General features: G+C 71.5%; 25 protein-coding genes. 9 read left to right on the top strand and 16 right to left on the bottom strand.

Annotation, left to right across the window (positions count from 1 at the left end):
• Positions 1-285 precede the first annotated feature (285 nt).
• Complete coding sequence (locus FCN18_RS39680; RefSeq protein WP_206077809.1) at positions 286-528, top strand: hypothetical protein; 243 nt, start codon at positions 286-288, stop codon at positions 526-528.
• Positions 529-676: 148 nt separating this feature from the next.
• Here the strand turns inward: FCN18_RS39680 and FCN18_RS04705 are convergent, their stop codons facing one another.
• Together FCN18_RS04705 and FCN18_RS04700 are read right to left on the bottom strand one after the other, a co-directional pair.
• A complete protein-coding gene (locus FCN18_RS04705; RefSeq protein WP_112273353.1) occupies positions 677-1303 on the bottom strand; it encodes an MBL fold metallo-hydrolase in 627 nt (208 codons plus the stop codon).
• On the bottom strand, positions 1300-2385 hold the full coding sequence (locus tag FCN18_RS04700) for an S-(hydroxymethyl)mycothiol dehydrogenase (RefSeq protein ID WP_137093481.1): 1086 nt from the start codon (positions 2383-2385) through the stop codon (positions 1300-1302). Before FCN18_RS04700 ends, FCN18_RS04705 begins: the two co-directional genes overlap by 4 nt.
• A gap of 152 nt (positions 2386-2537) precedes the next feature.
• Between FCN18_RS04700 and FCN18_RS04695 the strand changes: the two genes are divergently transcribed.
• From FCN18_RS04695 to FCN18_RS04675, 5 genes are all read left to right on the top strand, one after another.
• Positions 2538-3812: a helix-turn-helix transcriptional regulator gene (locus FCN18_RS04695; protein ID WP_112273357.1), complete on the top strand. Its 1275-nt coding sequence runs from the start codon at positions 2538-2540 to the stop codon at positions 3810-3812.
• 481 nt (positions 3813-4293) lie between these two features.
• The gene (locus tag FCN18_RS04690) at positions 4294-4947 is read left to right on the top strand and encodes a TetR/AcrR family transcriptional regulator (RefSeq protein WP_158303050.1); all 654 of its coding nucleotides are present in this window, start codon (positions 4294-4296) and stop codon (positions 4945-4947) included.
• 206 nt (positions 4948-5153) lie between these two features.
• A complete protein-coding gene (locus FCN18_RS04685; RefSeq protein ID WP_137093476.1) occupies positions 5154-6062 on the top strand; it encodes an SMP-30/gluconolactonase/LRE family protein in 909 nt (302 codons plus the stop codon).
• A 14-nt stretch (positions 6063-6076) separates the two neighbouring features.
• Positions 6077-7636, top strand: coding sequence for an AMP-binding protein (locus tag FCN18_RS04680; protein WP_158303049.1), 1560 nt, complete (start codon positions 6077-6079; stop codon positions 7634-7636).
• 2 nt (positions 7637-7638) lie between these two features.
• The gene (locus FCN18_RS04675; protein WP_137093472.1) at positions 7639-8400 is read left to right on the top strand and encodes an SDR family NAD(P)-dependent oxidoreductase; all 762 of its coding nucleotides are present in this window, start codon (positions 7639-7641) and stop codon (positions 8398-8400) included.
• Between the two features lie 19 nt (positions 8401-8419).
• Here the strand turns inward: FCN18_RS04675 and FCN18_RS04670 are convergent, their stop codons facing one another.
• From FCN18_RS04670 to FCN18_RS04645, 6 genes are all read right to left on the bottom strand, one after another.
• The gene (locus FCN18_RS04670) at positions 8420-9979 is read right to left on the bottom strand and encodes an MFS transporter (RefSeq protein ID WP_137093470.1); all 1560 of its coding nucleotides are present in this window, start codon (positions 9977-9979) and stop codon (positions 8420-8422) included.
• 159 nt (positions 9980-10138) lie between these two features.
• Positions 10139-10774 (bottom strand): class II aldolase/adducin family protein, encoded by a 636-nt coding sequence (locus FCN18_RS04665; protein ID WP_112273368.1) that lies wholly within the window; start codon positions 10772-10774, stop codon positions 10139-10141.
• Positions 10774-11727: a sugar-binding transcriptional regulator gene (locus tag FCN18_RS04660; RefSeq protein ID WP_158303047.1), complete on the bottom strand. Its 954-nt coding sequence runs from the start codon at positions 11725-11727 to the stop codon at positions 10774-10776. Before FCN18_RS04660 ends, FCN18_RS04665 begins: the two co-directional genes overlap by 1 nt.
• A 94-nt stretch (positions 11728-11821) precedes the next feature.
• The gene (locus FCN18_RS04655; protein ID WP_112273372.1) at positions 11822-12586 is read right to left on the bottom strand and encodes a glucose 1-dehydrogenase; all 765 of its coding nucleotides are present in this window, start codon (positions 12584-12586) and stop codon (positions 11822-11824) included.
• Between the two features lie 2 nt (positions 12587-12588).
• Positions 12589-13554, bottom strand: coding sequence for a carbohydrate kinase family protein (locus FCN18_RS04650; protein ID WP_112273374.1), 966 nt, complete (start codon positions 13552-13554; stop codon positions 12589-12591).
• Positions 13551-14852: an MFS transporter gene (locus FCN18_RS04645; protein WP_112273375.1), complete on the bottom strand. Its 1302-nt coding sequence runs from the start codon at positions 14850-14852 to the stop codon at positions 13551-13553. Before FCN18_RS04645 ends, FCN18_RS04650 begins: the two co-directional genes overlap by 4 nt.
• Before the next feature lie 187 nt (positions 14853-15039).
• Between FCN18_RS04645 and FCN18_RS04640 the strand changes: the two genes are divergently transcribed.
• From FCN18_RS04640 to FCN18_RS04630, 3 genes are read left to right on the top strand one after another with little or no spacing between them, the layout of a single operon-like run.
• A complete protein-coding gene (locus FCN18_RS04640) occupies positions 15040-16584 on the top strand; it encodes an FGGY family carbohydrate kinase (protein WP_112273376.1) in 1545 nt (514 codons plus the stop codon).
• Positions 16584-17585, top strand: a complete 1002-nt coding sequence (locus FCN18_RS04635; protein WP_113643500.1) for an NAD(P)-dependent oxidoreductase — start codon at positions 16584-16586, stop codon at positions 17583-17585. Before FCN18_RS04640 ends, FCN18_RS04635 begins: the two co-directional genes overlap by 1 nt.
• Positions 17586-17608: 23 nt before the next feature.
• The gene (locus tag FCN18_RS04630) at positions 17609-19126 is read left to right on the top strand and encodes an aldehyde dehydrogenase family protein (RefSeq protein WP_206077808.1); all 1518 of its coding nucleotides are present in this window, start codon (positions 17609-17611) and stop codon (positions 19124-19126) included.
• Between the two features lie 34 nt (positions 19127-19160).
• Here the strand turns inward: FCN18_RS04630 and FCN18_RS04625 are convergent, their stop codons facing one another.
• From FCN18_RS04625 to FCN18_RS39670, 8 genes are read right to left on the bottom strand one after another with little or no spacing between them, the layout of a single operon-like run.
• On the bottom strand, positions 19161-20336 hold the full coding sequence (locus tag FCN18_RS04625; protein WP_137093467.1) for an acetyl-CoA C-acyltransferase: 1176 nt from the start codon (positions 20334-20336) through the stop codon (positions 19161-19163).
• Positions 20333-20761: a MaoC family dehydratase gene (locus FCN18_RS04620; RefSeq protein ID WP_137093465.1), complete on the bottom strand. Its 429-nt coding sequence runs from the start codon at positions 20759-20761 to the stop codon at positions 20333-20335. Before FCN18_RS04620 ends, FCN18_RS04625 begins: the two co-directional genes overlap by 4 nt.
• Positions 20758-21975 (bottom strand): MFS transporter, encoded by a 1218-nt coding sequence (locus tag FCN18_RS04615; protein ID WP_137093463.1) that lies wholly within the window; start codon positions 21973-21975, stop codon positions 20758-20760. Before FCN18_RS04615 ends, FCN18_RS04620 begins: the two co-directional genes overlap by 4 nt.
• Positions 21965-23305, bottom strand: a complete 1341-nt coding sequence (locus FCN18_RS04610; protein ID WP_112274782.1) for an MFS transporter — start codon at positions 23303-23305, stop codon at positions 21965-21967. Before FCN18_RS04610 ends, FCN18_RS04615 begins: the two co-directional genes overlap by 11 nt.
• 31 nt (positions 23306-23336) lie before the next feature.
• The gene (locus tag FCN18_RS04605) at positions 23337-23744 is read right to left on the bottom strand and encodes a Zn-ribbon domain-containing OB-fold protein (RefSeq protein ID WP_112273381.1); all 408 of its coding nucleotides are present in this window, start codon (positions 23742-23744) and stop codon (positions 23337-23339) included.
• Positions 23741-24898, bottom strand: coding sequence for a thiolase family protein (locus FCN18_RS04600; RefSeq protein ID WP_112273382.1), 1158 nt, complete (start codon positions 24896-24898; stop codon positions 23741-23743). The genes FCN18_RS04605 and FCN18_RS04600 overlap by 4 nt, the downstream gene beginning before the upstream one ends.
• Positions 24895-25566, bottom strand: coding sequence for an AMP-binding enzyme (locus FCN18_RS40670; RefSeq protein WP_206077807.1), 672 nt, complete (start codon positions 25564-25566; stop codon positions 24895-24897). Before FCN18_RS40670 ends, FCN18_RS04600 begins: the two co-directional genes overlap by 4 nt.
• Before the next feature lie 15 nt (positions 25567-25581).
• Positions 25582-26829: an AMP-binding protein gene (locus FCN18_RS39670; RefSeq protein WP_206077806.1), complete on the bottom strand. Its 1248-nt coding sequence runs from the start codon at positions 26827-26829 to the stop codon at positions 25582-25584.
• Positions 26830-26833 lie beyond the last annotated feature (4 nt).

Here is a 26833-nt window from a genome sequence, read left to right as displayed (position 1 = left end):
CGTGGTCCGGTACGTGCTCGCCGTGCGGACCGCGGCCGGCCAGCCGCTGGAGAACGCGGCTCCGCGCGGCGCCCACGAGGTCTGAGCCGGTGACCAGCGCACGGCCGGCGAGGCACTCGGCGAGGTCACCGTGCACTCGCCGGCCGTCGCGGTCGTGGTCGTCGCGGCGATCGGCCTGGCGCCACCGGGCCGACCTGGCGGTCGCCGCCCGGTGTCATCGTCGCCGGGCAGCTGATCACACAGGCGTTCAAGCGGTTCGTGCTACCCCAGCCCTCGCTGGTTCCGGTGGGCGGGCCTGACGTGGAGAGCAGCCTGCCCAGCGGGCACACCACGGTCGCGATGACGGTGTTGTCCGCCGTGGCCTGCATCGCGTCGTGGTGGCTCGCGCGTCGTGGCATGGTGCGCCACCACGACGGGCCCGGCGGATCCCTCGGGTGGTCATCGTCCGCCAGTTCGTTCGCGTCGTTCGGTTCGATCGCGACGGCACCGGTGTTCCTGGCGACCTGGCGCAGGCTGGAGATCGCGTGAGGCCGTGGCTGATCCCGTTCGCCGTCGCCCCGCTGTTCGCCGATCAGCTTCGTCCGCGACCGGCGCAAGCTGCGCAACGGGTGCTACCTGTTCTTCGCGCTGGTCTTCTTCGCGCCGAGGTCGCTGTTCCTGGTGGCCTACGGCGGACTCAGTGCCCGCGGGCGATCCACTCCTCCAGGTGCGGCGCCTCTGCGCCGATGGTGGTGTGGTCGCCGTGGCCGGTGTGCACGCGCGTGTCCTCGGGCAGCGCGAACAGCCGTTCCCGGATCGAGGCGATGATGGTCGGGAAGTCGGAGAACGAGCGGCCGGTCGCGCCGGGCCCTCCGGAGAACAGGGTGTCACCGGAGAACAGGGCCTTGGCCTCGGGCAGGTGCAGGCAGATCGACCCGGGCGAATGCCCCGGCGTGTGGATCACCTCCAACTCCGTTCCCGCCACCGCGATCCGCTCGCCGTCGCCCGTCCGCCAGAACGTCTCGCCGGGGTGGGTCATCTCCCACAGTTCCGCATCGCCAGGGTGCAGCAGCACCGGCGCGTAGAGCTCCTTGCCCAGCTGCGGGGCGAAGGTGACGTGGTCGTTGTGCCCGTGTGTGCAGACCACGGCCACCACGTTGCGCCCGGCCACGGCCTCGGTGATCGCCGTGTCGTCGTGGGCGGCGTCCACGATCACGACCTCGTGGTCGTCGCCGACGAGCCAGACGTTGTTGTCCACCTCCCAGCTCCCGCCGTCGAGCTCGAAGACTCCGGAGGTCACGACCCGTTCGATCCGCAGGTTCACAGGATCACCACCGAACGAAGCACCTCGCCGGCGTGCATCGTGTGGAAGGCCTTCTCGACGTCGTCGAGCGCGATCCGCTCGGTCACGAACTTCTCCAGCGGCAGCCTGCCCTGCAGATACAGGTCCACCAGCATCGGGAAGTCCCGCTCCGGCAGGCAGTCGCCGTACCAGGAGGACTTCAGCGAGCCGCCGCGGGAGAAGAAGTCGAGCAGCGGCATCTCCAGGCGCATGTCCGGCGTTGGCACGCCGACGAGCACGACCGTGCCCGCGAGATCGCGGGCGTAGAACGCCTGCTTCCACGTCTCCGGGCGGCCGACCGCGTCGATCACGACGTCGGCGCCGAACCCGCCGGTCAGGCCCTGGATCGCCTCGACCGCGTCGGTCTCGGTGGCGTCGACGGTGTGCGTGGCGCCCAACTCGACCGCCCAGTCGAGCTTCCTCGCGTCGCGATCGACGGCGATGATCGTGGACGCGCCCGCCAGCCGGGCGCCGACGATCGCCGCGTCCCCCACGCCACCGCAGCCGATCACCGCGACGGAGTCGCCCCGGCCCACCGCGCCGGTGTTGACCGCCGCGCCCAGCCCGGCCATGACGCCACAGCCGAGCAGCCCGGCGACCGCGGGATCGGCGGCCGGGTCGACCTTGGTGCACTGCCCCGCGTGGACGAGCGTCTTGTCCGCGAACGCGCCGATGCCCAGTGCGGGGGTGAGCTCGGTGCCATCCGTGAGCGTCATCTTCTGGCTCGCGTTGAACGTGTCGAAGCAGTACTGGGACCGCCCCCGCTTGCAGGCGCGGCACTGCCCGCACACGGCCCGCCAGTTGAGGACCACGAAGTCTCCGGGCCGAACCGAGTCCACGCCCTCGCCGACGCTCTCGACGGTGCCCGCGGCCTCGTGCCCGAGCAGGAAGGGGAACTCGTCGTTGATCCCGCCCTCCCGGTAGGTCAGGTCGGTGTGGCAAACGCCGCACGCGGCGATCGCGACCACGACCTCGCCGGGACCGGGATCGGGCACCACGATGTCCGTCAACTCCACCGGAGCCTGCTTCGACCGGGCGATCACACCGCGCACCTGTTGTGGCATCTCGACTGCTTCCTTCACCACTCGACGAAAGGCATGCGCATCAGCGCATATCCAGCGCGACACTAGTCCGGCAGCCTGCGCCCACAACCTGATCGTCAGGCCAGGAAAACCTGGACTTCCGGACAGGTGGCCCTACAGCTACGCTGACCGGGATGCCCGAGAAGCCGACACCGCCCGCGCAGAACTGCCTCCCCGCGTTGCGGGACGTGATCGACGGCCCGCTGCACGAGATCGCGGGCCGGTTCTCCCGGTTCCTTTCCGACCGGTGGCCGCACACCGCGCTGGTCATCTTCACCAGGGAATGCACCGGCCGCCCACGCAAGGTCGCCGGGGACACCGAGACGATCAACAAGGTGACGATCGGCGAGCTCGAACGGCTCAAGGCCAGCGTCGAGCCCGGGCACGCACTCGGCACGACGGCAACCATCGCCGGCGCGACCCGGACCGTGTGGGCCGTCCAGGACCCGATCGGCACCCTGCTCGTCCTCATCCCCCGCTCCGCCAGGAAGCACCTCCCCGAGCACACGGTCCTCGCCGACCTCTTCGGTATCGTCGCCACCTCGATCCGGCAGCAGGTCGCCCAGGCCAGCCCCGACTACCTCGCCGAGTCACGGGCCGCCTCCAGCGAGCGCGCCCGCACCATCGCGGAAATGGCCGCGGCACAGGAAACCGCGCTCGTCACCATCCTCACGACCCTGCGCTCCACCCGGCTGGACGACCACCGCGCCCGGGTCGCCGCGACCGAGTCGGCCTCCTCGGCACTCGTGGCACTGCGCTCGGCGCAGAAGACCGATCTGGCCCTGTCCGAAGAATCCGCCTCGGCGGCGTTCACCAAGCTACGCAAGAAGATCCGGCAGACGCTGCGACACCACGACGCGCGGCTCGACTTCGTGCCCCCTGCCACGGCCGCGCGACCGCTGCCGGGCGACATCGCCCACGCCGCCAGGGTCATGACGCTGACGGCCGTGCTGGCCTTCACCGCCCAAAAAGGACTGCAGCGCCTGCGGGTCGCCTGGCAGTCCGACGACACCTCGCTCCGGATCGACGTGCGCGACCACGAGTCCGGAAGCCTCGACGTGAACGACCTGCGCCACCAGCTCGACGGCCGGGCCAGGACGCTCGGCGCCACGGTCGAGCTGGAAGCGGTGCCCGGCTGGGGCAGCCGGATGACCATCCACCTGCCGTTCGAACCGGCCCACGACCACGCGGGCGAAACCCGGCTGGAGAGCCTCAACCGGCGGGAACTGGAGGTGCTGCGCTCCCTCACCCAGGGCAAACGCAACAAGGCCATCGCGGCCGAACTCGGTGTCACCGAGAGCACGGTCAAGTTCCACGTCGCCGGGGTCCTGAAGAAGCTGGAGGTCTCCTCGCGCGGCGAGGCGGCAGCGATGGCGATCAAAGCCGGGTTCGCGCCACACCCCCTCTGACCTCAGCCGAGCGCGGCTACTCGGCCTGTCCCCCACCGCGGGCCGGCGCCACTCGGCAGGTCCATCGGCACGGCGCGCCCGTGAACCGCACCCACCACCGGCACCGGCGTGGTACCCGCCAGCAGCGGGGTGTCGTCCTCTCTTGGCCGGGAACCTCTCCCGGCCCACACGGCTTCCCCGATGAGCCTGGCATGCACAGCCTCGGACACGCCCGTGGTGAGCGCGCAACGCCCGCCCCGGCGGGCACTTGCTCCACGCCGTGCGGACGGCTGGTGCGCGGTCTGCGATGGCCCCGGCGCTCACCTCGTCGCCCGTGGACTGATCGAGAATTGCCACCTGTGCGATCTGCGTACATTCTGCCCGCATGCCTTCAAACGACGCTCCCCAAGGCCCGGCGCACGTCAAGAGGAGGCGCCTGCCGCGTCTCGGCTCGGCCGCCCGCGGCCGACACCTGCGGAGTCAGGCAGCGATAATCGCGGGCGTGGACACGACTGAGGGGCTGACCGCGCCGGCGAACGGGCGGACCGGGGAGACGAGGAAGCGGCGGTCCAACGCCGAGCGGAGCGCGACCACGCGGTCGGCCGTGCTGGACGCGACGATCACGGCGATCGTCCGGTACGGCTACCGCGGAGCCACGTCCGAGCGGATCGCGGAGCTGTCGGGACTGACCAGGGGAGCGCAGAAGCATCACTGGTCCAACAAGGCCGAGATGGTCGCCGAGGCCCTGCTCCACCTGCACGACAAGTTGATGGCCGTGACCATCTCCGAACTCGAGCAGGCGGCGGACCAAGGCGTTGGCCCCGCGCTCGAGGCGCTCTGGCGGTCCTTCAAGTCCGACCTGTTCACGGCCGCCGACGAACTGCACATCGCGGCACGCAGCGACGAGGAGCTGCGCACGCTGCTGATCGACGTCGAGCGGGAGATCGGCCGCCGGATCCGCGACATCACGATGTCCATGCTCGACGACGGACGGCAGTCGCGGCAGCGGCTCGCCGACATCGGGGCCCACGCCATCAACGTCATGCGCGGCATGGCCTTCCAGTCCGCCCTGTTGCCCAGCCCCGAACGGGAACGCCGCCAGCTCGCGGTGCTCGAGGAGTCGGTGCGGGACCTGCTGCGCGCCGGCTCCGACTGAGCCTCGCTCGTCACCCACTCGGGCACCGCCCGCTCAATTGACATCCAGCCTGGGATGTTTGTATGTTTGCCCGCATCGGTCGACGGCGACCGCTGGCGGGCAAGGTGATGGATGTCGGCGGACGGCCCTCGTCACCGGAACCCGGCCGTTGCCGGACCGGGTTTCCATTCACTGCACAACGACGTACAGGAAGCGAGGCGGTCGCCATGACGACAACGAGGCCGGTCCAGCTGCTCGCGAGCGGTGGTCACTACTTCGAGGGTGCCCGCTGGCACGACGGCCGGTGGTGGGTGTCGGACATCTACGCCCAGAAGGTCTGCACCTACGACACCGCCGGGAACCGCACCGAGGTGATGCACGTCCCGAACAACCCGTCCGGGCTCGGCTGGCTACCCGACGGTTCACTGCTGGTGGTGTCGATGCACGACCGCAAGATCCTGCGCCGCTCCGCCGACGGTGAGGTGAGCGTGCACTCCGACCTCTCCCAGCTGTGCGCCCACGACCTCAACGACATGGTCGTGACCGCGAGCGGGCACGCCTACGTCGGCACCATCGGCTTCGCCATCGCCGAGGGCGACGAGCTGCGTCCCGGCGCGGTCTACCGGGTGGACCCCGACGGGACACCGAGCGTGGCCGCGGACGACCTGATCTGTCCGAACGGGATGGTGATCACCAACGACGGGCGTACGCTGATCGTCGCGGAGTCGTTCTCCTCCCGGCTAACCGCCTTCACGATCGGCGACGACGGCACTCTCTCCGGCCAGCGGGTCTGGGCGCAGATCGGCGAGGACCCCGGCCTTGTCCCGTTGCCGGAGGCGATGGCCAAGGCCGAGCTGTGGCCGGACGGGTGTGCCATCGACGCGGAAGACCATGTGTGGGTGGCGGACGCGGGACACAAGCGCATCGTGCGCATCGACCCTGCCGGCGCCATCGTCGACGAGATCCGCGACGGCGACGAGCTGGGCATCTACGCCTGCGCCCTCGGCGGCGAGAACGGGCGCACGCTGCTCCTGTGTTCCGTGCCCGACTTCTTCGCCGCGGCGACGGGCGTCGACACCGACAAGGCCGTGCTCAAGACCACGACGGTCGACGTTCCGCACGGCGGCAGGCCGTAGCAGATATGTCCACAATGGATCCAGCGAGCCTTCTGCGCAAGAGCGCCCGTCTCTTCGGCGGGAACCTCGCCGTCGTCTGCGAGGGACGGCGGCAGACCTATGGTGAGCTGTTCGACAGTGCGAAGCGTCTCGCGAACGCGCTGCGGGACGCGGGTGTCCGGCCGGGCGACCGCGTCGCGATGCTGGGCGACAACGCGTTCGAAAGCCTCGAGCAGATCGCGGGACTGGCCGTGGGCGGCTACGTCCGATGCGCGCTGTACGCGCACGACTCACCGGAGCGGCACCACTACCTGCTCGACCTCGTCGGCGCGCGGGCGCTGATCGTGCAGGACAGGTACTACGACGCGGTGGCGCCGCTACTGGCCGAACTCCCCGGGTTGGACACGGTCCTGGTGCTCGGGAAGAGCCCGGCGGGAGTGCGCTCCTACGCCGACGCGCTGGCGGCCGCGTCCCCGGACGACCCCGAGGTACCGCTGGCCGAGGACGACCCGCACATCATCCGGTTCTCGGCCGGCACCACGGGTAAGCCGAAGGGCATCCTGCACACGGTGGGCGGCTGGATGGACATGGGCAACGAGATCGCGCTCGTCGTCCCGAGGTTCACCGAGCGGGACCGGTACCTGGTCCCGGCTCCCCTCGGCCACGCCGCGGGCATGTTCGTCTGGCCGCTGCTCGCCGCGGGCGCGGCGTGCGTGGTGATGCCCGCCTACGACACCGCGCGCTTCCTGGAGCTGATCGAGACCGAACAGGCGACCCTCGCGCTGGTCGTGCCGACGATCATGCGGATGGTCATCGACCACCCCGACGCACGGACGCGCGATCTCCGCAGCCTGCGCGCCGTGCTCTACGGGACGGCTCCGGCTCCCGCGGCGACGCTGACGGAGGCGATCGCCTTGTGGGGCAACATCATGTATCAGGTCTACGGGCAGAGCGAAGGGCTACCGATGACCGTGCTGGCCCCCGAGCACCACGTCCTGGACGGCACCGAGCAGCAGCGCCGCTGGCTGCGCTCGGCCGGACGGCCGACACCGAACTCCGACGTCGTCATCCTTGACGACGACGGCAACCGGCTGCCGCCGGGCGAGATCGGCGAGATCGCCGGCCTCACGCCCGGCCGCATGCGCGAGCTGTGGGGCAGCCCGGAAGCCACCGCGGAGCGGATCACGCCTGACGGGTACCTGCGCACCAGGGACATGGGCTACCTGTCCGAGGACGGGTTCCTGTACCTGAGTGACCGCAAGGAGGACACCATCATCTCCGGCGGTTTCAACATCTGGCCCACTGAGCTGGAGGACGCGCTCACCGGGCATCCCGCCGTGTCCGAGGCGGCCGTGGTCGGCGTCCCGCACGACAAGTGGGGCGAGACCCCGCACGCCGTGGTCGTCCTGCGCGACGGCGCGCAGGCGTCCGAGGAAGAGCTCGTCGCGTGGACACGGGAGAAGCTCGGCTCGGTGAAGAAGGTGACGGCGGTGCACTTCGCGCAGTCCCTGCCGCGGTCGCCGATCGGCAAGATCCTGCGCCGGGTGCTGCGCGAGCAGCTCGCATCCGAAACCGGCACGAACACTGAAGGGTAGCGATGTTCCCCCGACTCAGAGACAAGGTCGCGATCGTGACCGGTGCCGCCCACGGCATCGGCCAGGCGGCCGCCCGCCGGTTCGTCGCCGAGGGAGCGAAGGTGGTGCTGGCCGACGTCTCGGAGCGGGGGCTTCGCTCACTCAGCGACGAGCTCGGCGACGCCGTGCTCGACGTCCGGTGCGACGTGGCGGACGAGGCCGACGTCTCCGCGGCGGTCCTTCGCGCCGTCGGCGAGTTCGGCGGCCTCGACATCCTGTTCAACAACGCGGCCATCGGGTCGCGCGGGCATATCGTCGACCTCGAACTGTCCGACTGGGACCGCGTGTTCGCGGTCAACGTCGGCGGCGTGCTGCACGGCATCCGTGCCGCGGTGCCCGCGATGCGTGAGTGCGGAGGCGGCGCGATCCTCAACACCTCGTCGCTCGTGGGCCGGCGAGGGGGCCCGGGGATCGCCGCCTACGCAGCGTCGAAGGCCGCCGTCGAGGCCGTGACCAGGTCCGCGGCGCTGGAGCTGCGGTCCGACGGCATCCGCGTCAACGCGATCGTGCCCGCGATGATCAGGACCAGGGCCGCCGACGCGAGCGCCCCGTTTCTCGGCGAGGCACTCGGCACCGACGTCGCGGGCTACATCGAGCAGCGTCAGGGCCGGTGGGGCGAGCCGGCGGAGGTCGCAGCCGTCGCCGCGCACCTCGTCAGCGACGAGGCGTCGTTCGTCACCGGGCAGGCCTACGTGCTCGACAACGGCGCGACCGCGCACGCCTGAGCCGGATCCGCTCGCCGCGTCACGGCGCGGCGAGCACCTCGTCCTCGACGCCCGGAGCGGGCTCGGCCGGGGCGGTGCCGGACTTGCGCAACGCGGACATGCCGACCACCGCGAAGACCACGACGACGGCCGCGCCGATGACCGCTACGGTGTGCAAACCGCTGGTGAAGGCTTCCCGCGCCGAGGCCAGCAACGTCCCGGCGACCTGGTGGTCGAGCCCGGCGGCCGTGTTGACCGCGCCGGCCAGGCTTTCGGCGGCGTCGGTGGCCGCACCGGCCGGGAGCTGGTCGGGAACGGTCACGTCGTGCCGGTAGACGGCCGTGCCCACGCTCCCGAACACCGCGATCCCCATGGCGATGCCGAACTCGGCGCTGGTCTCCGACATCGCCGAGGCGGCCCCGGCCTTGCGCGGCGGCACCGAGCCGACCACCATCTCGGTGCACAGCACCCCCTGCGGGCCCATCCCGAAGCCGGCCACCGACAGGCCCAGCACCACCAGCACGACGCCGTTGCCCGCGCTCGCCTGCGTGAACAGCAGGATCCCCACAGCCGCCACGAGCATGCCGAAGCCGAGCACGAACTCCGGACGAAACCGCCTGGCCAGCCGCGGCGCGACGAGCGAGCCGATCACCACGGCGATCGCCTGCGGCACCAGCGCGACACCGGCCTGCGCCGCCGACAAGCCTTCGACCAGCTGAAGATACTGGCTGACCAGCAGGAAGACGCCACCCATCGTGACCGCGCCGACGAGCATGATGCACAGCGCCGCCGCGAAGGTCCGGTTGCGGAAGAGACCCAGGTCCAGCATCGGGTCGGCCAACCGCCACTGACGCCGGGCGAACACGGTGCCGATACCGAGACCGGCCCCGAGCACGAGCAGGTTCCGCGCGTCCGGCCCGCTCTTCGCGATCTCCTTCAGCGCGAACACGACGGGCAGGATCGCGCCGAGCGAGAGCGCCACGCTCACCAGGTCCAGCCTGCCGGCGTGCTCGTCGCGGTACTCCGGCAACAACTTGGGCGCGGTGACCAGCAGCAACACCATGACCGGCACGGCAAGGAGGAAGACCGCGCCCCACCACGCCACCTCCAGCAGCAGACCGCCGACGAGCGGCCCGGCCACCATGCCACCCATGAAGCAGCTCATCCACACGGCGATCGCGGTGCCGCGCTGCTTCGGGTCCGGGAACATGTTGCTGATCAGCGCCAACGTGGAAGGCATCAGGGTCGCTCCGGCAATCCCCAGCAGGGCCCTCGCCCCGATGAGCATCGCCGGGCTGGTCGCGAACGCCGCCGCCACCGAAGCCATCCCGAACGCGGCGCCCCCGATCATGAGCAGCTTCCGCCGCCCGATCCGGTCGCCCAGCGTGCCCATGGTGACCAGGAACCCGGCGATCAGGAACCCGTAGATGTCGATGATCCAGAGCAGCTCGCTGCTGCTGGGCCGCAGGTCAGCGGCGAGATGCGGCACCGCTAGGTGCAGCACGCTCATGTCCAGCGACAACAGCAGGGTCGGCAGGGCCAGCACGGCCAGCCCCGTCCACTCGCGGCGCCCCGCCAGCGCATTCGTCTCCACCCTCATCACCCGGCTCCGTGGTCTCGGTCTTCACGTCTCACCCGTTCGTCGAACGGGGCCACGCGATTTCGACATCCACCGGAGAACTGTTCTGAGGGTCGCGGACGCCCTGACCTGCCAACGGCGTCCCGGTTGCGCGAGCACCCGACAGCGGACGGGCGCCGCTCAGGCGTGGTGCAGCGACCGGTAGGCCTCCTCGGGGAACGCGGTCGCCGTGTCGCCGAGACAGAGCGCCCGGTAGGTCGCGATCGCCGCCTCCTCGAGGTTCATGGCCCGCCGGAACGCCATGCCGACGTCCTCCCCCAGCGCCGAGCAGCCGTGGTTGCCCATGATCACACAGTTGTGGACCTTGGCCTCCTCGGCCGCCGTGTCGGCCAGCTCGTCCGAGCCGTTGGGGTAGTAATCGGTGCGCCCCACCGACTTCACGTACACGGCATGGTCCAAAGTGAACAGCCGAACCGGGTGGCCCAGTGCGTCGACCAGCACCGCGTGCTGCGGATGGATGTGGATCACGGAGTTCACGTCGTCGCGAACCCGGTAGGTGCGCTGGTGCAGTTTCCACTCGCTCGACGGAGCGGGGTTGCCGCCGACCACCTCACCGTCGAGGTTCATCGTGCTGAAGTCCGCCGGCTCGAGCCGGTCGAGCCAGGTGCCCGACGCGGTCACCACGAACTCGGCCGCACCGGGCAGCCGGGCCGACAGGTTGCCTCCACTGGCGAGCACGAGACCACGCTCGACGGCCATGCGGCCGACCTCGATCAGCTGCTCGACGAGCTCGCCGACGGTGGTTGCCTTCTTCATTACCCACTCTTTCTGTTGTCGGACGCCGCCTTGGTGAGCGCCTTCGCGGTGTCGACGTCCGTGACCACCATGTTCATCAGCCCGGTCCGCAGCGCGGTCTCCAGCGCGTGCACCTTGTGCGGGCCGAACGACACCGCGACGCGATGCGGGATCGCGGTGAGTTCATCCAGCGAGAGCCCGACCACGCGCTCGTCCACTTCCCCGCCGACGCTGTGTCCGGCGGCGTCGAAGAAGCGAGCGGAGATGTCGCCGACCGCGCCGTTCGCGACCAGCTGCCGCTGCTCGGACCTGCCGAGCACGTCGATGAGGATGCCGGATCTCGGGTCCATGCCGCCGACCCCGGCGATCAGCAGGTCGGCGCCCGCCGCCAGCTGCATGGTCTCCCGCACACCGGGGTCGGCGCGGAACGCCGCGGCGGCCTCGGGCGTCGAGGCCAGGATCGGCGCGGGCAGGTGGTAGGTCCGCGCCCCGAACGCCGTGCCCAGCCTGAGCGCCAGCTCATGCGGGTTCATGCCCCTGGAAATGCCGCCCCAGCTGCCGGCCAACGGCACGAAACCGAGGTCGGGCGCCGGCTCGGCGTGTACGTGCGGCACGATCGCGGCGACGCTGGACGACAGCCCCACCGCGACGGTGCCGGACGTGGGCACGAGCGCACGCAGGCACTGCGCTCCGGTCATGCCCACCGAGTCGGCCGTGCGCCGCTCGTCGGCGAAACTCGGCGCGATCCAGACCTGCTGGAGCCCGAACCTGCCGACCAGCGCGGCCTCCAGCTCGTCGAACGGACTGGCCGAGCTGTGGATCCTGATCTCGACGATGCCGGAGCGGCGCGCGTCGGCGAGCAACCGGGTCACCTTCACCCGGGAGAGCCCGAGCAGCTCGCCGATCTCCTGGTGGGTCATGCCGTGCTGGTAGTGCAGGCGCGCGACGCGGCCGTGCAGCTCTCGCGACTCCATGAGTTGAACATCCGTTCTGGTAACCGAGCGTAGGTTCACACTCATCTTGCCTCGTCCCCGGGGGACCCGTCGACCGGCCCGGCGCGGACGTCCTTCACCAGCATGTGAAACCCCCGTCCACGAGCAGGTCGACCCCGGTGCAGTAGCGCGCGGCGTCCGAGCACAGGAACACCGCCGGGCCCGTGAGGTCGTCCACCGTGGCCATGCGGCCAAGTGGGATGTCGCGCGTCCACGCCTCGCGCAGCTCCGCCACCTCGGGTCGCGCGGTCAGTGGCGTGAGCGTGTATCCCGGCGAGATCGCGTTGACCCGGACTCCCCTGTCCGCCCACTCGACGGCCAGCGACTTCGTCAGGTGGGCGACGCCGGCCTTCGAGGCGTTGTAGTTGGGCTGGAGCAGACCCCGGTTGGCGATGGTCGCCGACATCGACGCCGTGTTGAGGATGGCGCCGCCGCCCCGCGGCAGCATGACCCTGGCCTCGGCCTGTGCGCACAGGAACACGCCGGTCAGGTTGACGTCCACGACCCGGCGCCAGTGCTCCGGATCGAGCCGCTCGGAGGGCACGTCGCCGATCGCGATCCCGGCGTTGTTGCACGCGACGGACAGCCCACCGAGCTCGGCGACCGTCCGCTGGACGGCGTCCTCAACGGCATCGGAATCGGTGACGTCGGCGGCGATCGCGATCGCCCGGCGGCCGTGCCGGGCCACCGCATCGGCGGTGCGTTCGGCGAGTGTCCCGTCCTTGTCGACGCAGGCGACGTCGGCTCCCGCCTCGGCGAAGGCAAGGGCGATCGCCTCGCCGATCCCCTGGCCCGCGCCGGTGACGAGCGCCTTCCTGCCGGTCAGTGCGAAGTCGGGCATTCTCAGCCGCTCCTTTCCTTGTCTCGCCGTGGGGTGGCCTCCATGAACCGGGTGAGCGCGGCGCGGTCGGTGAGGCCCGCGTCGGAGCCGAGCCCGGTCGCGACGAGGCTGCCGCACGCGAGTCCGAGTTCCAGCGCGCTCTCCTCCGAGGCGCCCTCGACGAGCCCGGTGATGAACCCGGCCGCGAACGCGTCACCACAGCCCGTCGTGTCGACGACGTCGACGTCATAGGCGGGCCTGCGCAGCTCGCCGCGGCCGCGCGCGGCCAGGCAGGCGCCGTCGCCGCCCATGGTGATGACGACGCAGCCAGCTCCAGCGTCGAGGAAGAACCTCGCCGCCTCGGCGCCGTCATCGGTGCCCGCCAGCGAGAGCGCGTCCTCGTAGCTGGGGAACACGTAGTCCACATGGGGCAGTGCGGGCAGCAGGGCATCGAGGTCGGTGGCGTCGCCGGTGGGGATCAGATCCAGGGTGGTGATCAGGCCGTTGTTCCTGGCCCGCTCCAGCACGCGTGCGGCCGGCTCACCGTCCAGCCCGGGCAGCAGGCACGTGCCGCCGAGGTGGAGCACCTTGGTCTCCGCCATGTCGGACCACGGCACGTGGTCCGCCTCGAGAACCGCGTTCGCACCCACCACGTGCAGTGCGGGACGGCTGCCGTCCGGCCGGATCGGCAGCATCGTCGCCGAGGTCGGAACGCCGGAATGTTCGGTGAGCCACGCGCACCCGACACCCTCGTCCAGCATCTTCTGCCGCAGGAACCTGCCGAGCGAGTCCTCTCCGAGCGCGCCCACGCTCTCCACGCGCACCCCGAGCCGGGCGAGGCCGACGGATGTCGCGGCGGCGGTCCCGGCGACGGTGATCGCGATCTCGTCGATCCGGCGCATGCCCTGTCCGGGTGGGATCTCGGTGACCGGCCTGCCGAGCACGTCGACGATGTGCAGGCCGATGCTGACGACGTCGTTGGCGCTCACGGCGCGGCCACCTCGCTGCGCCCTGCCTTCCCCTCGGTGGTGCCATCGTGGTCGCCGGGCTCCCGCAGCCGGAAGGTGAGCACGATGCCGACGGCGTAGAGCGCGGCGAGCAGCCACATCATCCCGCCGACGCCGAACGGGCCGAGGAAGGCGCGGGCCAGCAGCGGGCCGGTCGCGTTGCTCAGCCCGGCGCCGAGGTTCAGGATCGCCACCGCCGCGGCCTTCTGCCGCGGCGCCAGCAGCGGCACGATGGCGCTCAGCGGCACGTAGGCCGCCATGGCCAGGCCGAGCAGGATCGCCACGGCGATGGTCGCGGGGAAGTTCGGGCCGAACCACTCGGGCACGTAGTACATCCCGAGCACGGTGATCACGCAGCCGAGACCGCCGAACCACGCGACGACGTTGATCCGCCCGATCTTGTCGCCGAGGTAGCCCGCGAGGACGTTGCCGATGATGTTGGCGAAGAGCATCGTGCCCCAGATCGTCTGCCACTGCGGCAACGAGAACCCCACGTTGTTGACCATGTGCGAGGCGAGGAACACCGGGAACGCGTAGAAGCACAAGGTATTGATGATGCGCACGACACCGCCGATGCCGACCTTGGGGTGTTCCCGCACGACCGTCAGGCCGCGTACGACCTGACGCAGGTTCGTCCACGCACCGGCCTTGGCCTCGTGGCGGCGCGCACGCACGAGGAAGAGCACGATGACCCCGCCCGCGACGACGAAGGCGAGCGACACCCACATGGTCGCCAGTTCGCCGATGACCGGAATGACCGCGCCGGCGAAGTAGGAGCTGAGCACGCCGAGGCCGGCGGTGGAGGCGAACCAGTACCACCCGACCGCCCTGCCGATCACGGCCTTGGGCGTGTCCATGGTGACCCAGACGAGGAACCCGTAGGCGAAGAACGGGTATCCGAGGCCGCGGATCCCGTAGGACACCAGCATGACCTCGTAGTTGCCCGCCGTGACGCCGAACGCCAGGAAGACCACTTCGAAGACGGCCCACACCACGAACCCGATCAGCATCACGCGCCGGGGGCCCCACGCCTCCGCTAGCGCGCCGGCCAGCCAGGCCGCGACGGCCACGACAACGCCGTAGACGCTGATGAGCGTGGCCACGCCCGCGGCGCCGAACCCGCGGGATTCCAGGTACGGCCCCAGGAAGCCGAGCTCGATCCCGTCGCCGACCATGAAGAGCAGCAGCGCGAGATAGCCCCACGCCAGCGAGCGGACGATTCCCTGTCTCGCGAGCCAGCCCGCGAAGCCGGTGCGTGGTTCCTCAGTCGCGTCTGCCATGGCGAACTCTCCCTTGAGCCCAGTCTCGCTTGAACAATTGTTCATCACCTTGCACGTCCGGTCGGAGAGTGACGCGCCGGACCGCCGGTTGTCAAGCCCGCGCGGAGCCTGGTTGACCGAGCGGGGACAGAGCCGTACGTTGTGAACCGTAGAACAAAGCTATGAACTATTGTTCAATGGAGAGCAGATGAGCCAGCTCCGGCACGCCGTGCTCGGAATCGACGCGGGCACCACGGCCGTCAAGGCGACCGTGCTCACCACCGAGGGCAGGGAACTCGCCACCACCCGGACGTCGGTGCACGTGGAACGGCCCGGCCCCGGCTGGGCAGAGCAGTCCATGCACGACGTCTGGCACGCCGTGACCGACACCGTGCGCCGGGCACTCGATGCCGCGGGCGAGGTCGAGGTCGTCGCCGTGGGCGTCACCGGGCAGGGCGACGGCGCGTGGCTGCTCGACGAGAACCACGAACCGGCCGGGCCCGCGGTCCTCTGGCTGGACGGCAGGGCCGCCGACCGGGTGCGCGAGTGGGAACGCGACGGCCGGGCGGCCGCGATCCGGCGCATCACCGGTTCGACGCTGTTCCCCGGTGCGCTTCCGGTGCTGCTGGAGGAGCTGGAGGCCACGCGACCGGAACTGCTCGCCAATGCGCGCCACCAGGCCAACTGCAAGGACTGGATCCGCCTGCGCATGACGGGTGTGCTGGCCACCGACGCCTCCGAGGCGTCCCGGACCTATGTGGACACCTCGACCGGCGCGTATTCGGCAGAGCTGATCGACGCGCTGGGGCACCGGAGGTTCGCGACGCTGCTGCCACCGATCGTCCCGGCCGGCGCGCACCGGCCGCTCACGGACGCCGCCGCGGCCGCGCTGGGTCTGCCAGCCGGGATCCCCGTGGTCACCGGCCTCGTCGACACCGCGGCGGGCGGCGTGGGACTCGGCGTCAGCACACCGGGCCAGGCCTACGCCATCATCGGCACCACCGCGTTCCTCGGCACCGTGCACGCCACGGCCGCCGACGTGCGCACCGACGTCGGAATCACCCTGTCCACCGGGCAGGACGGCGAGGTGCTCGAATGCCTGTGCCCCATGTCCGGAACGCCGAACCTCGACTGGGTACGGGACCTGCTCGGCAGGCGTTCGCGGAGCTGGGACGCGATCGAGGCCGAGGCGCGCACCGTGCCGCCGGGCGCGGGCGGCGTGCTGTACCTGCCGTACGGGGCGCAGGCGGGCGAACGCGCCCCCTTCACCGACCCGCACGCGTCGGCGGGCTGGCTCGGTCTTTCCACGGAGACGACGCCCGCCCAGCTGCTACGGGCCGTGTACGAGGGGCTGGCGCTGAGCCTGCGCGAATGCCAGGAAGCGCTGGGCGTCGGCGGGACCCTGCGCCTGTGCGGCGGCGCGGCCACCAGCGGCCTGCTGTGCCAGATCCTCGCCGACTTCACCGGCTGCACCGTCGAGCGTGCCTCCGCCGGGGAGCTCGGCGCACGCGGCGTCGCCGCGCACGCGCTCGCCGCGGTGTCGGGAATCGACGTGCCCACGGCCGCCGCGCGCCTGCTCGGCGAGCTCGACGTGTTCCGGCCCGACCCCGGCGTGCGCGAGGTCTGTGACGCCCAGTTCGCGACGTTCGTGGCCGTCCGCGACGCCCTCCGCCCACGCTGGCCCGATCTCCGCGCCCTCCGCACGGCGGGTGGCGGACTTTCCCTGTCCGACAACCACAAGGAGCTCGCCTGATGACCAGACCGCGCGTACTCGTGACCGCCGCCTTCGACCAGGACGTCGCCGAGGAGCTGCGGGCCGAGTTCGACGTCACCGTGGCCCCGCCCTCTGACACCGGGCGCTCGCTCGCCGACGCAGGGCTCGACGACGAGCTGGCCGCGGCCGAGGCCGTCGTGTGCGAGCTGGACCTGCTTGACGAGCGCTCACTGGCGATCGCGCGCAACCTGCGGCTCGCGGTGTCCTGCCGCGCGGCACCGGTCAACATCGACCTGGACGCGTGCGGGCGGCGCGGTGTTCCGGTGGCCACCACACCCGGCCGCAACGCCGACGTCACCGCCGACCTCACCTTCTCGCTGCTGCTGTCCGCGCTGCGCAACACCTCCCGCGCCGAGGCGTGGCTGCGCGCGGGCTCCTGGCACGGTGACGACGTGTTCGAGCCCTACCGGATCTTCCGAGGGCTCAGCCTCAACGGCCGAACCCTCGGCATCCTCGGCGGCGGGGCCGTGGGCAGGCGGGTGCTCGCCAGGGCTCGCGCCTTCGGCATGAACGTGCTCGTCTACGACCCGTACCTGCCCGCGGACACGTTCGGGCACGAGGCCCGCCTCGTGCCGCTGGAGGAACTGCTCGCCGCCTCCGACGTCGTGAGCGTCCATGTGCCGCTGATGGAGTCCACGATCGGGCTGCTCGGGGCCGAGCAGCTGGCCGCGATGCGCCAGGGCGCGTATCTGATCAACGCGGGCAGGGCCGCGGTCGTCGAGGAGCGGCCGCTGATCGACGCACTGCGCAGCGGGCACCTCGCCGGAGCCGGTCTCGACGTGTTCTGGACCGAGCCGATCCCCGAGGACCATCCCTTGCTGTCACTGCCCAACGTGACCCTCACCCCGCACATCGGCGGCGCCTCCGACGACGTGATCGCCGAGCACTCGCGGCTCGCCGCCGCGGCCCTGCGGGCGTGGCGTGCCGGTGCGGAGATCCCCGCCGTGGCCAACGCGGCCGCCCTGCGCGCCAACGCCTGACCGACCCCGGAACGGAGCCCGACGTGACCACGACCGAACTCACCCTGCCCGCCGGGGTCAGCGAAGCCACCCGGCGGTTCCTGGCAGGCCCGCCACGACTGCTCATCGACGGCGAGCTGGTTCCCGCTCGCGACGGCGGCACCATCGACGTGCTCGACCCGGCCACCGGCAGGCGGATCGCCACCGCGGCGGCCGGCGGCCCCGCGGACGTGGACAGGGCGGTGCGCGCGGCCCGCGCGGCGTTCGACCCCGCAGCGCCGTGGCGCCGGATGAGCGCGCCGGACCGAGGGCGCGTGATCGCGCGCTTCGCCCGGCTGCTCGCCGAGCACGCCGAGGAGATCGTGGAGCTGGAGGTCCTCGACGGCGGCAAGGTCGCCGCCGCGGCCCGCACCGTCGACGTGCCGCTCGCGGTGCGGCACCTGGAGTACTTCGCGGGCTGGGCGGGCAAGATCGAGGGCGACACCATCCAGCCGGCCGTCCCCGACGTCATGGTCCGCACCGAGCGGGAGCCGGTGGGTGTCGTCGCCCAGATCGTGCCCTGGAACTACCCGCTGCTCATGGCGATGTGGAAGGTCGCGCCCGCGCTCGCCGCCGGGTGCACGATCATCCTGAAGCCCGCCGAGGACACCCCGCTGACCGCGCTGCGCTTCGGCCTGCTCGCGCTCGAGGCCGGGATCCCTCCCGGCGTGCTCAACATCGTCACCGGCTACGGGACCGAGGCCGGCGAGGCACTCGTCGACCACCCCGGGGTGGACAAGATCGCGTTCACCGGTTCGACCAGGGTCGGCACCCGGATCGCGGCCAGGGCCGCCGCGCAGGTCAAGCGCGTCACCCTGGAGCTCGGTGGCAAGAGTCCCAACATCGTCTTCGCCGACAGCCCCGTCGAGGAGGCCGCCAGGGGCGCCGCGAACGCGATCTTCTTCAACGCGGGCCAGGCGTGCTCGGCGGGCTCCCGGCTCTACGTCGAGCGCAGCCGCTTCGACGACGTGGTGGGCAGGGTCGCCGAGCTGGCGTCGGAGCTGGTGGTGGGGCACGGCCTCGCGGAGTCGACCACGCTCGGCCCGCTCATCAGCGGCACACAGCACAACCGGGTCCGTGGCTACGTCGACCAGGCCCTCGACATGGGAGCGACGGCACTCACCGGGGGCAGCGACCGGCCAGAGGGCACCGATCCCGGCGGCTACTTCGTCTCCCCCACCGTGCTCACCGGTGTCGACGACTCGTTCCCCGCCGTCCGCGAGGAGATCTTCGGCCCGGTGGTCGTCGCGCAGCCGTTCGACGACCTGGACGAGATCGCCCGGCGCGCCAACGACTCGCCGTACGGCCTCGCGGCCGGTATCTGGACCCGGGACATCACCCGCGCCAACCGGCTCGCGCAGCTGCTCCAGGCGGGCACCGTCTACATCAACATGTACGGCGCGACCGACGCGGCCGTGCCCTTCGGCGGGTACAAGACCTCGGGCTACGGCCGCGACATGGGCCACGCCAATTTGGAGTCCTATCTGGAGACCAAGTCCGTCTGGACCGCGCTGCCCCGGTGACGGCGAGGCAGGGGCAGCGTCGTCAGCGCTCGCGCTAGAGCCTGCGCAGCAACACGGCCTGCCCCTGCCCACCCCCACCGCAGATCGCAGCGATCCCGAACTCGGCGTCGGCACGGGGAAGCTGCGCGGCCAGCGTCTGCGCGAGCCGGAAGCCGGAGGCGCCGAGCGGGTGGCCGAGCGCGATGGCGCCGCCGTTGACGTTGACCGTGTCGAGGTCGATGCCGAGCTTCCGGGTGCTCGCGAGCACGACACCGGCGAACGCCTCGTTGATCTCCCAGCGGCCGATGTCGCTCACCGCGAGCCGGTTGCGCTCGAGCAGCACCTGGATGGCGTCCGCTGGCCGCAGGTGCAGTGCGGGGTCCGGTCCGGCGACCACGGCCCGGTCCACGACCTCGGTCAGCCCCGTGAGGCCACGTTCCCGTGCCGCGCGCAGGGACATCAGCACGCCGGCCGCGCCCGCGTCGGACATCTGGGAGGCGTTGGCCGCGGTGATCGTGCCCGCCCCGGTGAACGCCGGGCGCAGCCGCGCGAGCGTTTCGGCCGAGCTGCCGGGGCGGATGCCCTCGTCGGCCTCCAGCGGCACACCGGCGACAGGCACGCATTCCGCGGCCAGGAGCCCCTCCTCGGTCGCCGCGGCGGCACGCTGGTGGCTGTGCGCCGCGAACTCGTCCTGCGCGGAGCGGGTGATGCCGAGCCGCTCGTTCTCGGCGTCGGACAGTTCACCCATGCCCTTCTCCGCGAGACCGCACCACAGGCCGTCGTGGACGAGCAGGTCGACCATGGTCGCGTCACCGACCTTGCCCGAGCCACGGACCCGCAGCGCGTGCGGCGCCCTCGACATCGAGTCGAAACCGCCCACGACGGCCGTGCCGATCTCGCCCGTGCGGATCTGCGCGGCCGCCCAACCCACGGCGCTCATGCTGGCCAGGCAGACGTCGTTGAGGGTCATGGCCGGGACCGTGATCGGCACGCCCGCGCGGGCCGCCGCGAGCCGGGCGGGGTTCTGCCCGTTGCCCGCCTGGACGACGTTGCCGAGCAGGACGTAGTCCGGTGTCGGCCCGCCGGCGCGGTCGAGGGCGCCCGCGACGGCGGTGGCACCGAGGTCGAGCGCTTCGACCCCGGCGAGCGCGCCACCGAACTTGCCGATGGGGGTGCGTGCCGCGGCCGCGAGCACCGGCACCCGGTCGTGGTGTGCGGACACGGTGTTCATCGCCCCAGCGCCATCGTGTAGCAGACCGCGGTGCCCGAAAGTGCGGCGGTGCCGTCGTCCCGCGTCACGCTCACCTTCAGCTTGGTGATGGGCTTGTCCTCACGGGCCTCGGTCACCTCGACGCGGCCGGTGATCGTGTCACCGGGCCGCACGGGCGCGGAGAAGTCGAACTGGGTGTTGAGGAACACCGTGCCGGGGCCGGGCAGCTTCTCGGCGACGACCGCGTTGAGGATCGCGCTGGTGATCCCGCCCTGGACGACGATCTCGCCGAACCGCGAAGCCGCGGCTGCCTCGGCGTCGTAGTGCAGCGGGTTCCGGTCGCCGCTGATCTCGGTGAACAACTCGATGTCCCGGGACGTGACGGGCCTGCTCAGCTCCGCGGAGTCTCCGGCCGACGGCGCTCCGTTGGGCCAGCACGAGGTCATGTCGTCTCTCCAATCGGTTGGTTGGGCCGGGAGGCGGACGCCGCCCGGCCGCCGAGTGCCCGCATGGCGAGTGCACCCAGGATGGGGCCTGGCGCGAGCACGAGGAACGCGTAGCGCCAGCCGGTGAGATCGGCCAGCACGGGAACGAGATTGATGGTGACCACGGTCAGCAGGAACCCGATCGCCGTCTGCGCCGTCAGCGCGGTGCCGACGTAGCGGGAGTCTGCGACCTCGCTGAGCGCGGTGGAGAACACCCCCGAATCGGCGATCACCGCCGCGCCCCACACCACCAGCAGCACGAGCAGCACCGGCAGAGCCGTCCCGTAGAACAGCGGGGACAGCACACAGCACGCACCGCTGATCACGAGCGCCACCCCGGCCGCGCGGGCCCTGCCGTACCGGTCGGCCGCCCAGCCGCCGAGCAGGCAGCCCGCGAACCCGGCGACGCCGATCGCCGCGAACGCCACGAGTCCCGCGGTCGTGTCGGCGGCCAGCGAGCCCGCCGCGACGAACGACGGCAGCCACGTCCACAGCGCGTACAGCTCCCACATGTGCCCGAAGTAGCCCAGGTTCGCCAGCAACGGCCCGCGCTCGGTGAACATCTCCAGCGCGTACCTCGGGCGGTGCCGGGCCGCGCCCCCAGACAGGTGCGGGCCCGGACGGACGAACGTCACCGCGAGCACGGCCGCGACGGCGCCCAGCGCGGCCGCGGCGCCCAGCACGCCCTGCCACGGCAGCGTGCCCAGGCCCTTGAGCAGCTGGGGCAGGGCGGAACCGAGCGTGAGTGCCCCCACCAGCACGCCCAGCGCCAGCCCCCGGCCCGTGGAGCCGAACCATGACGCCATCAGCTTCATCCCCACCGGGTACACACCGGCCAGGAAGAACCCCGTGCACAGCCGTAGCACGACCGCGACCCCGAAGCCGTCCGCGAACACCGGCACCGCCGCGGTCGCCAGAGCCGCACCGAGCGCCGAGCACGCGGCGACCCGCTGCGGAGGGAACCGGTCCGGCAGGTTCAGCGCCGCCGACGTGATCGCGCCCGCCACGAACCCCACCTGCACCGACGCCGTCAGCCACACGGCCTGCGCGTCACCGATCCGCCACACCTCGCGCAACGTCGGCACCACGGCCGACGCGGAGAACCACACCGCGAGGCCGAACACCTGCATCGCGGCGATCAGGCCGAGCTGGACGTACCGGTGGTCACGTGCCATCGACGCTCCCGCTCGTCTCCCGTGGCTCGCGGCGGTCGCCGCGATGGGTCTCCGGGCCGAGGGCCAGCGCCACGATACTGATCACCCCGACCACGATCATGTAGGCCGCGACGGGCCAGTGATGGTTGCCCGCCACGCCGAGCAGTGCCACCGCGATGACGGGCGAGAACCCGCCCGCGATCAACGAGGACAGCTGGTAGCCCAGGGATGCGCCGCTGTACCGCACCCTGGCGTCGAACAGCTCGCTGAAGTACGCGGCCTGCGGACCGTACATCATGTCGTGCCCGATCATGCCGATCACCATCGCGAGCCAGATCACCGCGGCCGAGCGGGTGTCGAGCATCCAGAAGAACGGGAACGAGAACAGCAGCGACACCACGGCGCCCGCCAGGTAGACCCGCTTCCTGCCGTACCGGTCGGACAGCCAGCCGAAGAACAGCAGGCTGACCAGGCTCAGCCCCGAGCTGATCAGGACGCCGGTGAGCGCGACGGACTGGCTCAGTCCCAGCACGGTGGTCGCGTAGGTGAGCACGAACACGGTGAAGATGTAGAAGATCGAGTTCTGGGCGAGCTTGACCCCGGCCGCGAGCAGCACGGCCCGCCACTGGGTGCGCAGCAACGTCACCAACGGCCTGCGGTCCACCTCGCCGGAGTCGGCGACCTCCGTGAAGGCGGGCGACTCCTCGACCTGCAACCGGATGAACAGCCCGACGAGCACCAGCACCGCCGACAGCAGGAACGGGATCCGCCAGCCCCACTGCAGGAAGGCGTCCTCCCCGAGCGCGTTGGTCAGCGTCATGAAGACACCGTTGGCGAGCAGCAGCCCCGCGGGCACGCCGACCTGCGGCCACGCGCCGAAGAAGCCCCGGGAGCGCTTGGGGGCGTGCTCGACGGCCATCAGCACCGCGCCGCCCCACTCGCCGCCGACACCGAAACCCTGCACCATCCGCAGCACGACCAGGAGCAGTGGCGCCCAGATCCCGGCGACGGCGTAGGTCGGCAGCAAGCCGATCAGGGCGGTGGCGATGCCCATCAGCAGCAGCGAAAGCACGAGCATGGATTTGCGCCCGATGCGGTCCCCGAAGTGACCCATCACGATGCCGCCGAGGGGCCGGGCGACGAACCCCGCCGTGTAGGTGGACAGCGCCAGCAGGGTTCCGGCCAGTGGCGAGAACGACGGGAAGAACAGCTTGTTGAACACGAGTGCGGCGGCAGTGCCGTAGAGGTAGAAGTCGTACCACTCGATCGCGGTGCCGATGAAGCTGGCCACCGCGACCCTGCGTGCGGACCGGCCTCGGGTGCCTGTCGCGGTTGTGACGGTTGAGCTCATGGTCATCACCTCGTTGTGAAGACGAAGGTCGTCAGGATTCCTCGGGTCCGAACTGGACGATCGCGCTGTCGCCGCGTTCGGCGAACCGCGCCACGACCGGGAGACCGACGGCGACGTCGGCGGGGTCGATGCCGACGATGTTGGTCAGTAGCCGGGGTCCCTCGTCGAGCTCGACGATGGCCAGTGCGTAGGGAACGTCGTCCGTCCACGCGGGATGACCGGGCCGGTGCACGATCGTGAACGTCCACACACGACCCTTTCCGGCCGAAGGAACCCAGTCCAGTTCACGGTGCCAGCACCGGGTGCACAGCACGCGGGGGTAGTGCTGGTGGTGGCCGCACGCGCGGCAGCGCTGGAGCAGCAGCTCGCCCCGGTGCGCGGCCGCCCAGAACGGCTCGGTCAGCGGAACCGGCGTGGGGCCGGGCTTGGCGATCGTCATGTCGCGGCCTCCAGCACCAGCGCTACCTCCTCGCTCATCGTGGCGCCGTTGCCCGTCACCAGTGCCAGCTCCGGGTCGCGCACCTGCCGCTCCCCCGCGACGCCGCGCAGCTGGCGCACGGCCTCGACGACGTGCGCCATGCCGCCCGCCAGATCGGCCTGGCCACAGGCGAGCTGGCCGCCGTGCGGGTTGCAGGGGAGGTTGCCCGTGTGGGAGAAGTCCTGGTCGGCCAGCCACGGACCGACCTCGCCCTTCTTGCACAGCCCCGCGTCCTCCAGCGTGACCGCGAGCATGATCGAGTAGCAGTCGTAGAGCGAGAGCAGGTCCAGGTCGTCAGGCCCCACCGAGGCCATCGCGTAAGCGTCGCCGATCGCCGCCGCCAGCGGCGAGGTGGTGAGCTCGGGCGCCTGGCTCAGCGCGCGGTGCGTCACCTTCTCCCCCGCGCCGCGCAGCCACACCGGCCGGTGCGGAACACTCCGCGCGCGGGCTGCCGAGGTGACGACCACCGCGGCCCCGCCGCCACACGGCATGACCACCTCCAGCAGCCGAAGCGGCGACACCACCAGCGGTGAGGCGAGCACGTCGTCGACGGTGATGGGCTTGCCGTGGAACACCGCGTCCGGGTTCAGCCGGGCGTTGTCCCGCTCGAACACCGGCACCAGCGCCAGCTGTTCGGGCGTCGTGCCGAACTCCGCGCAATGCCGGGTGGCGACCATCGCGTACGCCTGGTTGGCGCCGCTGCCGCCGTAGGGCACGTCGAACTCGCGAATCGGGTTGCGGTTGGGCGAGCGCGGTGTCACGTCGGTGCGCACGTTGCCGAGCACGCACAGCGCCGTTTCGCACATGCCCGCGGCGATGGCGGCCGCCGCCCGCCACACCATGCCCGCGCCGGTGGCGCCACCGAGGTCGACCAGGTCCGCGTACGTCGGCGCCAGCCCGAGGTACTCGGCGACGGTGGCGGGCACGTGCTGCGGCGTCTCTCCCACCTGCGGCCCGACGAGCAGGCCGTCGATCTCGGCCCGCTCCATTCCGGCGTCGGCGACGGCCAGGGCGGCAGTGCTCGCGATCATGTCCAATGTGCTCATGCCGGGTGTGGTGCGGCGAGGCGGGATCTCTGCCGCGCCGACCAGCGCGGCGGCGCCACGCAGGCTCATCGGACCACCTTCACGACGTCGATCGACTCCGGATTGTCCAATGAGGATAGATCGCCGGGAGGCTCCCCGAGATACACGGCGCGGATCACGCGCCGCAGGATCTTGCCGCTGCGGGTGCGCGGCAGGCTCGGCACAACGTGCACGGCGTGCGGCCGCAGCGCGGCGCCGAGCCGTTCGCGCACCAGCGCGCTCACCTCGTCGGCCAGCCCGTCCTGCGCCACCTCGCCCGAGGGCACGACGAGCACGACGACGCGCTCCCCCTTCACCGGGTCGGGCGTGCCGAACGCGGCCGACTCGCTCACCCCTGGATGTTCACCGGCGATCTGCTCGATCTCGGCGGGCCCGAGCCGCTTGCCCGCCACGTTCATGGTGTCGTCGCTGCGGCCACGGATGAACCAGACGCCCTCGGCGTCGACCTCGGCGAAGTCCCCGTGCAGCCACGTGCCAGGCCAGTGCGACCAGTAGGTCCGCTCGTAGCGTCCCGGCTGTCCCCAGAAGCCCAGCGGCATGCCGGGTGAGGGGCGGCGCAGCACGAGCTCGCCGACGGAGCCGGTGACCGGCTCACCGCCCGGGCCGGCCACCTCGGCCGCCATCCCCGGCACCGGGCCCGCGAACCCGCACGACACGATCGGCTGCAGCGTCGTGTTGGACAGGATCGCACCGGACACCTCGGTGCCGCCGGACTAGTTGATGATCGGGACGCGACCCCGGCCTGCCCGGTCGAACAGCCAGGAGAACGCGTCCGGGGTCCACGGCTCGCCGCTGGAGGCGAACACGCGGATCGTCGCCGGCTCTTCCGGAACCGCCTCCTCGCCACCGCGGGCCAGCGTTCGCACGAGCGTGGGCGACACACCCAGCATGGTCACGCCCGCACCCTCGGCGAACCGCCACACCCGGCCGTGATCCGGGTAGTCGACACCACCGCCGTAGACCGCGACCGCGCTGCCCGCGACGAGCCCGCCGAACACGGTGATCGGGCTCATGATCCAGCCCGGGTCGGTGATCCACGCGCTGACGTCGCCCTCGCCGACGTCGAAGCACCACGCGGCGTCGGCGCCCGCCTTCACCGCGAACCCGGCGTGCCCGAGCGTGATGCCCTTCGGCGCGCCCGTCGTGCCCGACGTGTACGCGATCATCAGCGGATGGGTGCTCGCGCAGCGGGCGGCCTCCACGGGCCCGGCGCGTTCCGTGCCCAGCGCGTCCCAGGAGACCTCGCCGGGCAGCCGTGGCCCGGGCACTTCCGTTCCGGCCAAGGAGACCACGACGCACGTACGCAGGCTCGGGGTGCGCTCCGCGACCTTGGCGATCACCTCGCGCAGCGCGACGGTTCTGCCCCGCCGGGGGAAGCCGTCGGCGCAGACGAGCGCGACCGCTCGGGCGTCGCCGAGGCGCTGCGCGACGGCCGCCTCGCCGAAACCGGAGAACAGCAGCACGGTGATCGCACCGATCTTGGCGCAGGCGAGCGAGGCGACCACGGCCTCCCGCACCATGGGCAGCTGGATGCCCACGCGGTCCCCGAAGCGCACGCCGTGCCGCAGCAGGCCGGCGGCCACGCGGTCCACCTCGGCCGCCAGCTGGGCGAAGGTCAGGCACCCGCGCTCGCCGTCCTCGGTCTCCCAGCGCAGCGCGGGCTCGGCGCCCCGGCCGCAGCGCACCCAGCGGTCGACCGCGTTGTCCGCGATGTTCAGCTCCCCGCCGGGGAACCAGCGGGTGGCGTGCGGCTCGTCCAGCCCGGCGACGACGGCGTCCGGCTCACGCTGCCACTCCACGCCCAGCCAGCGCGCCGCCTCACCCCAGAACCACGCGGGGTCCTCCCTGGCGCGGTGGTCCAGGCTTCGCGGATCCGCACAGCCGGTCACGGCGAGGAACTCGCCGAGACGGCTTCGCGCCACCGTCTTCTCGTCGGGCACCCACACGGGCGTCGCGGCCACGTAC

It is taken from the genome of Prauserella endophytica (assembly GCF_005146945.1).
GTDB lineage: Bacteria > Actinomycetota > Actinomycetes > Mycobacteriales > Pseudonocardiaceae > Prauserella_A > Prauserella_A endophytica.
Note: the sequence above shows the minus strand (reverse complement) of the source record. Positions and strands in the feature narration are given on the sequence as shown.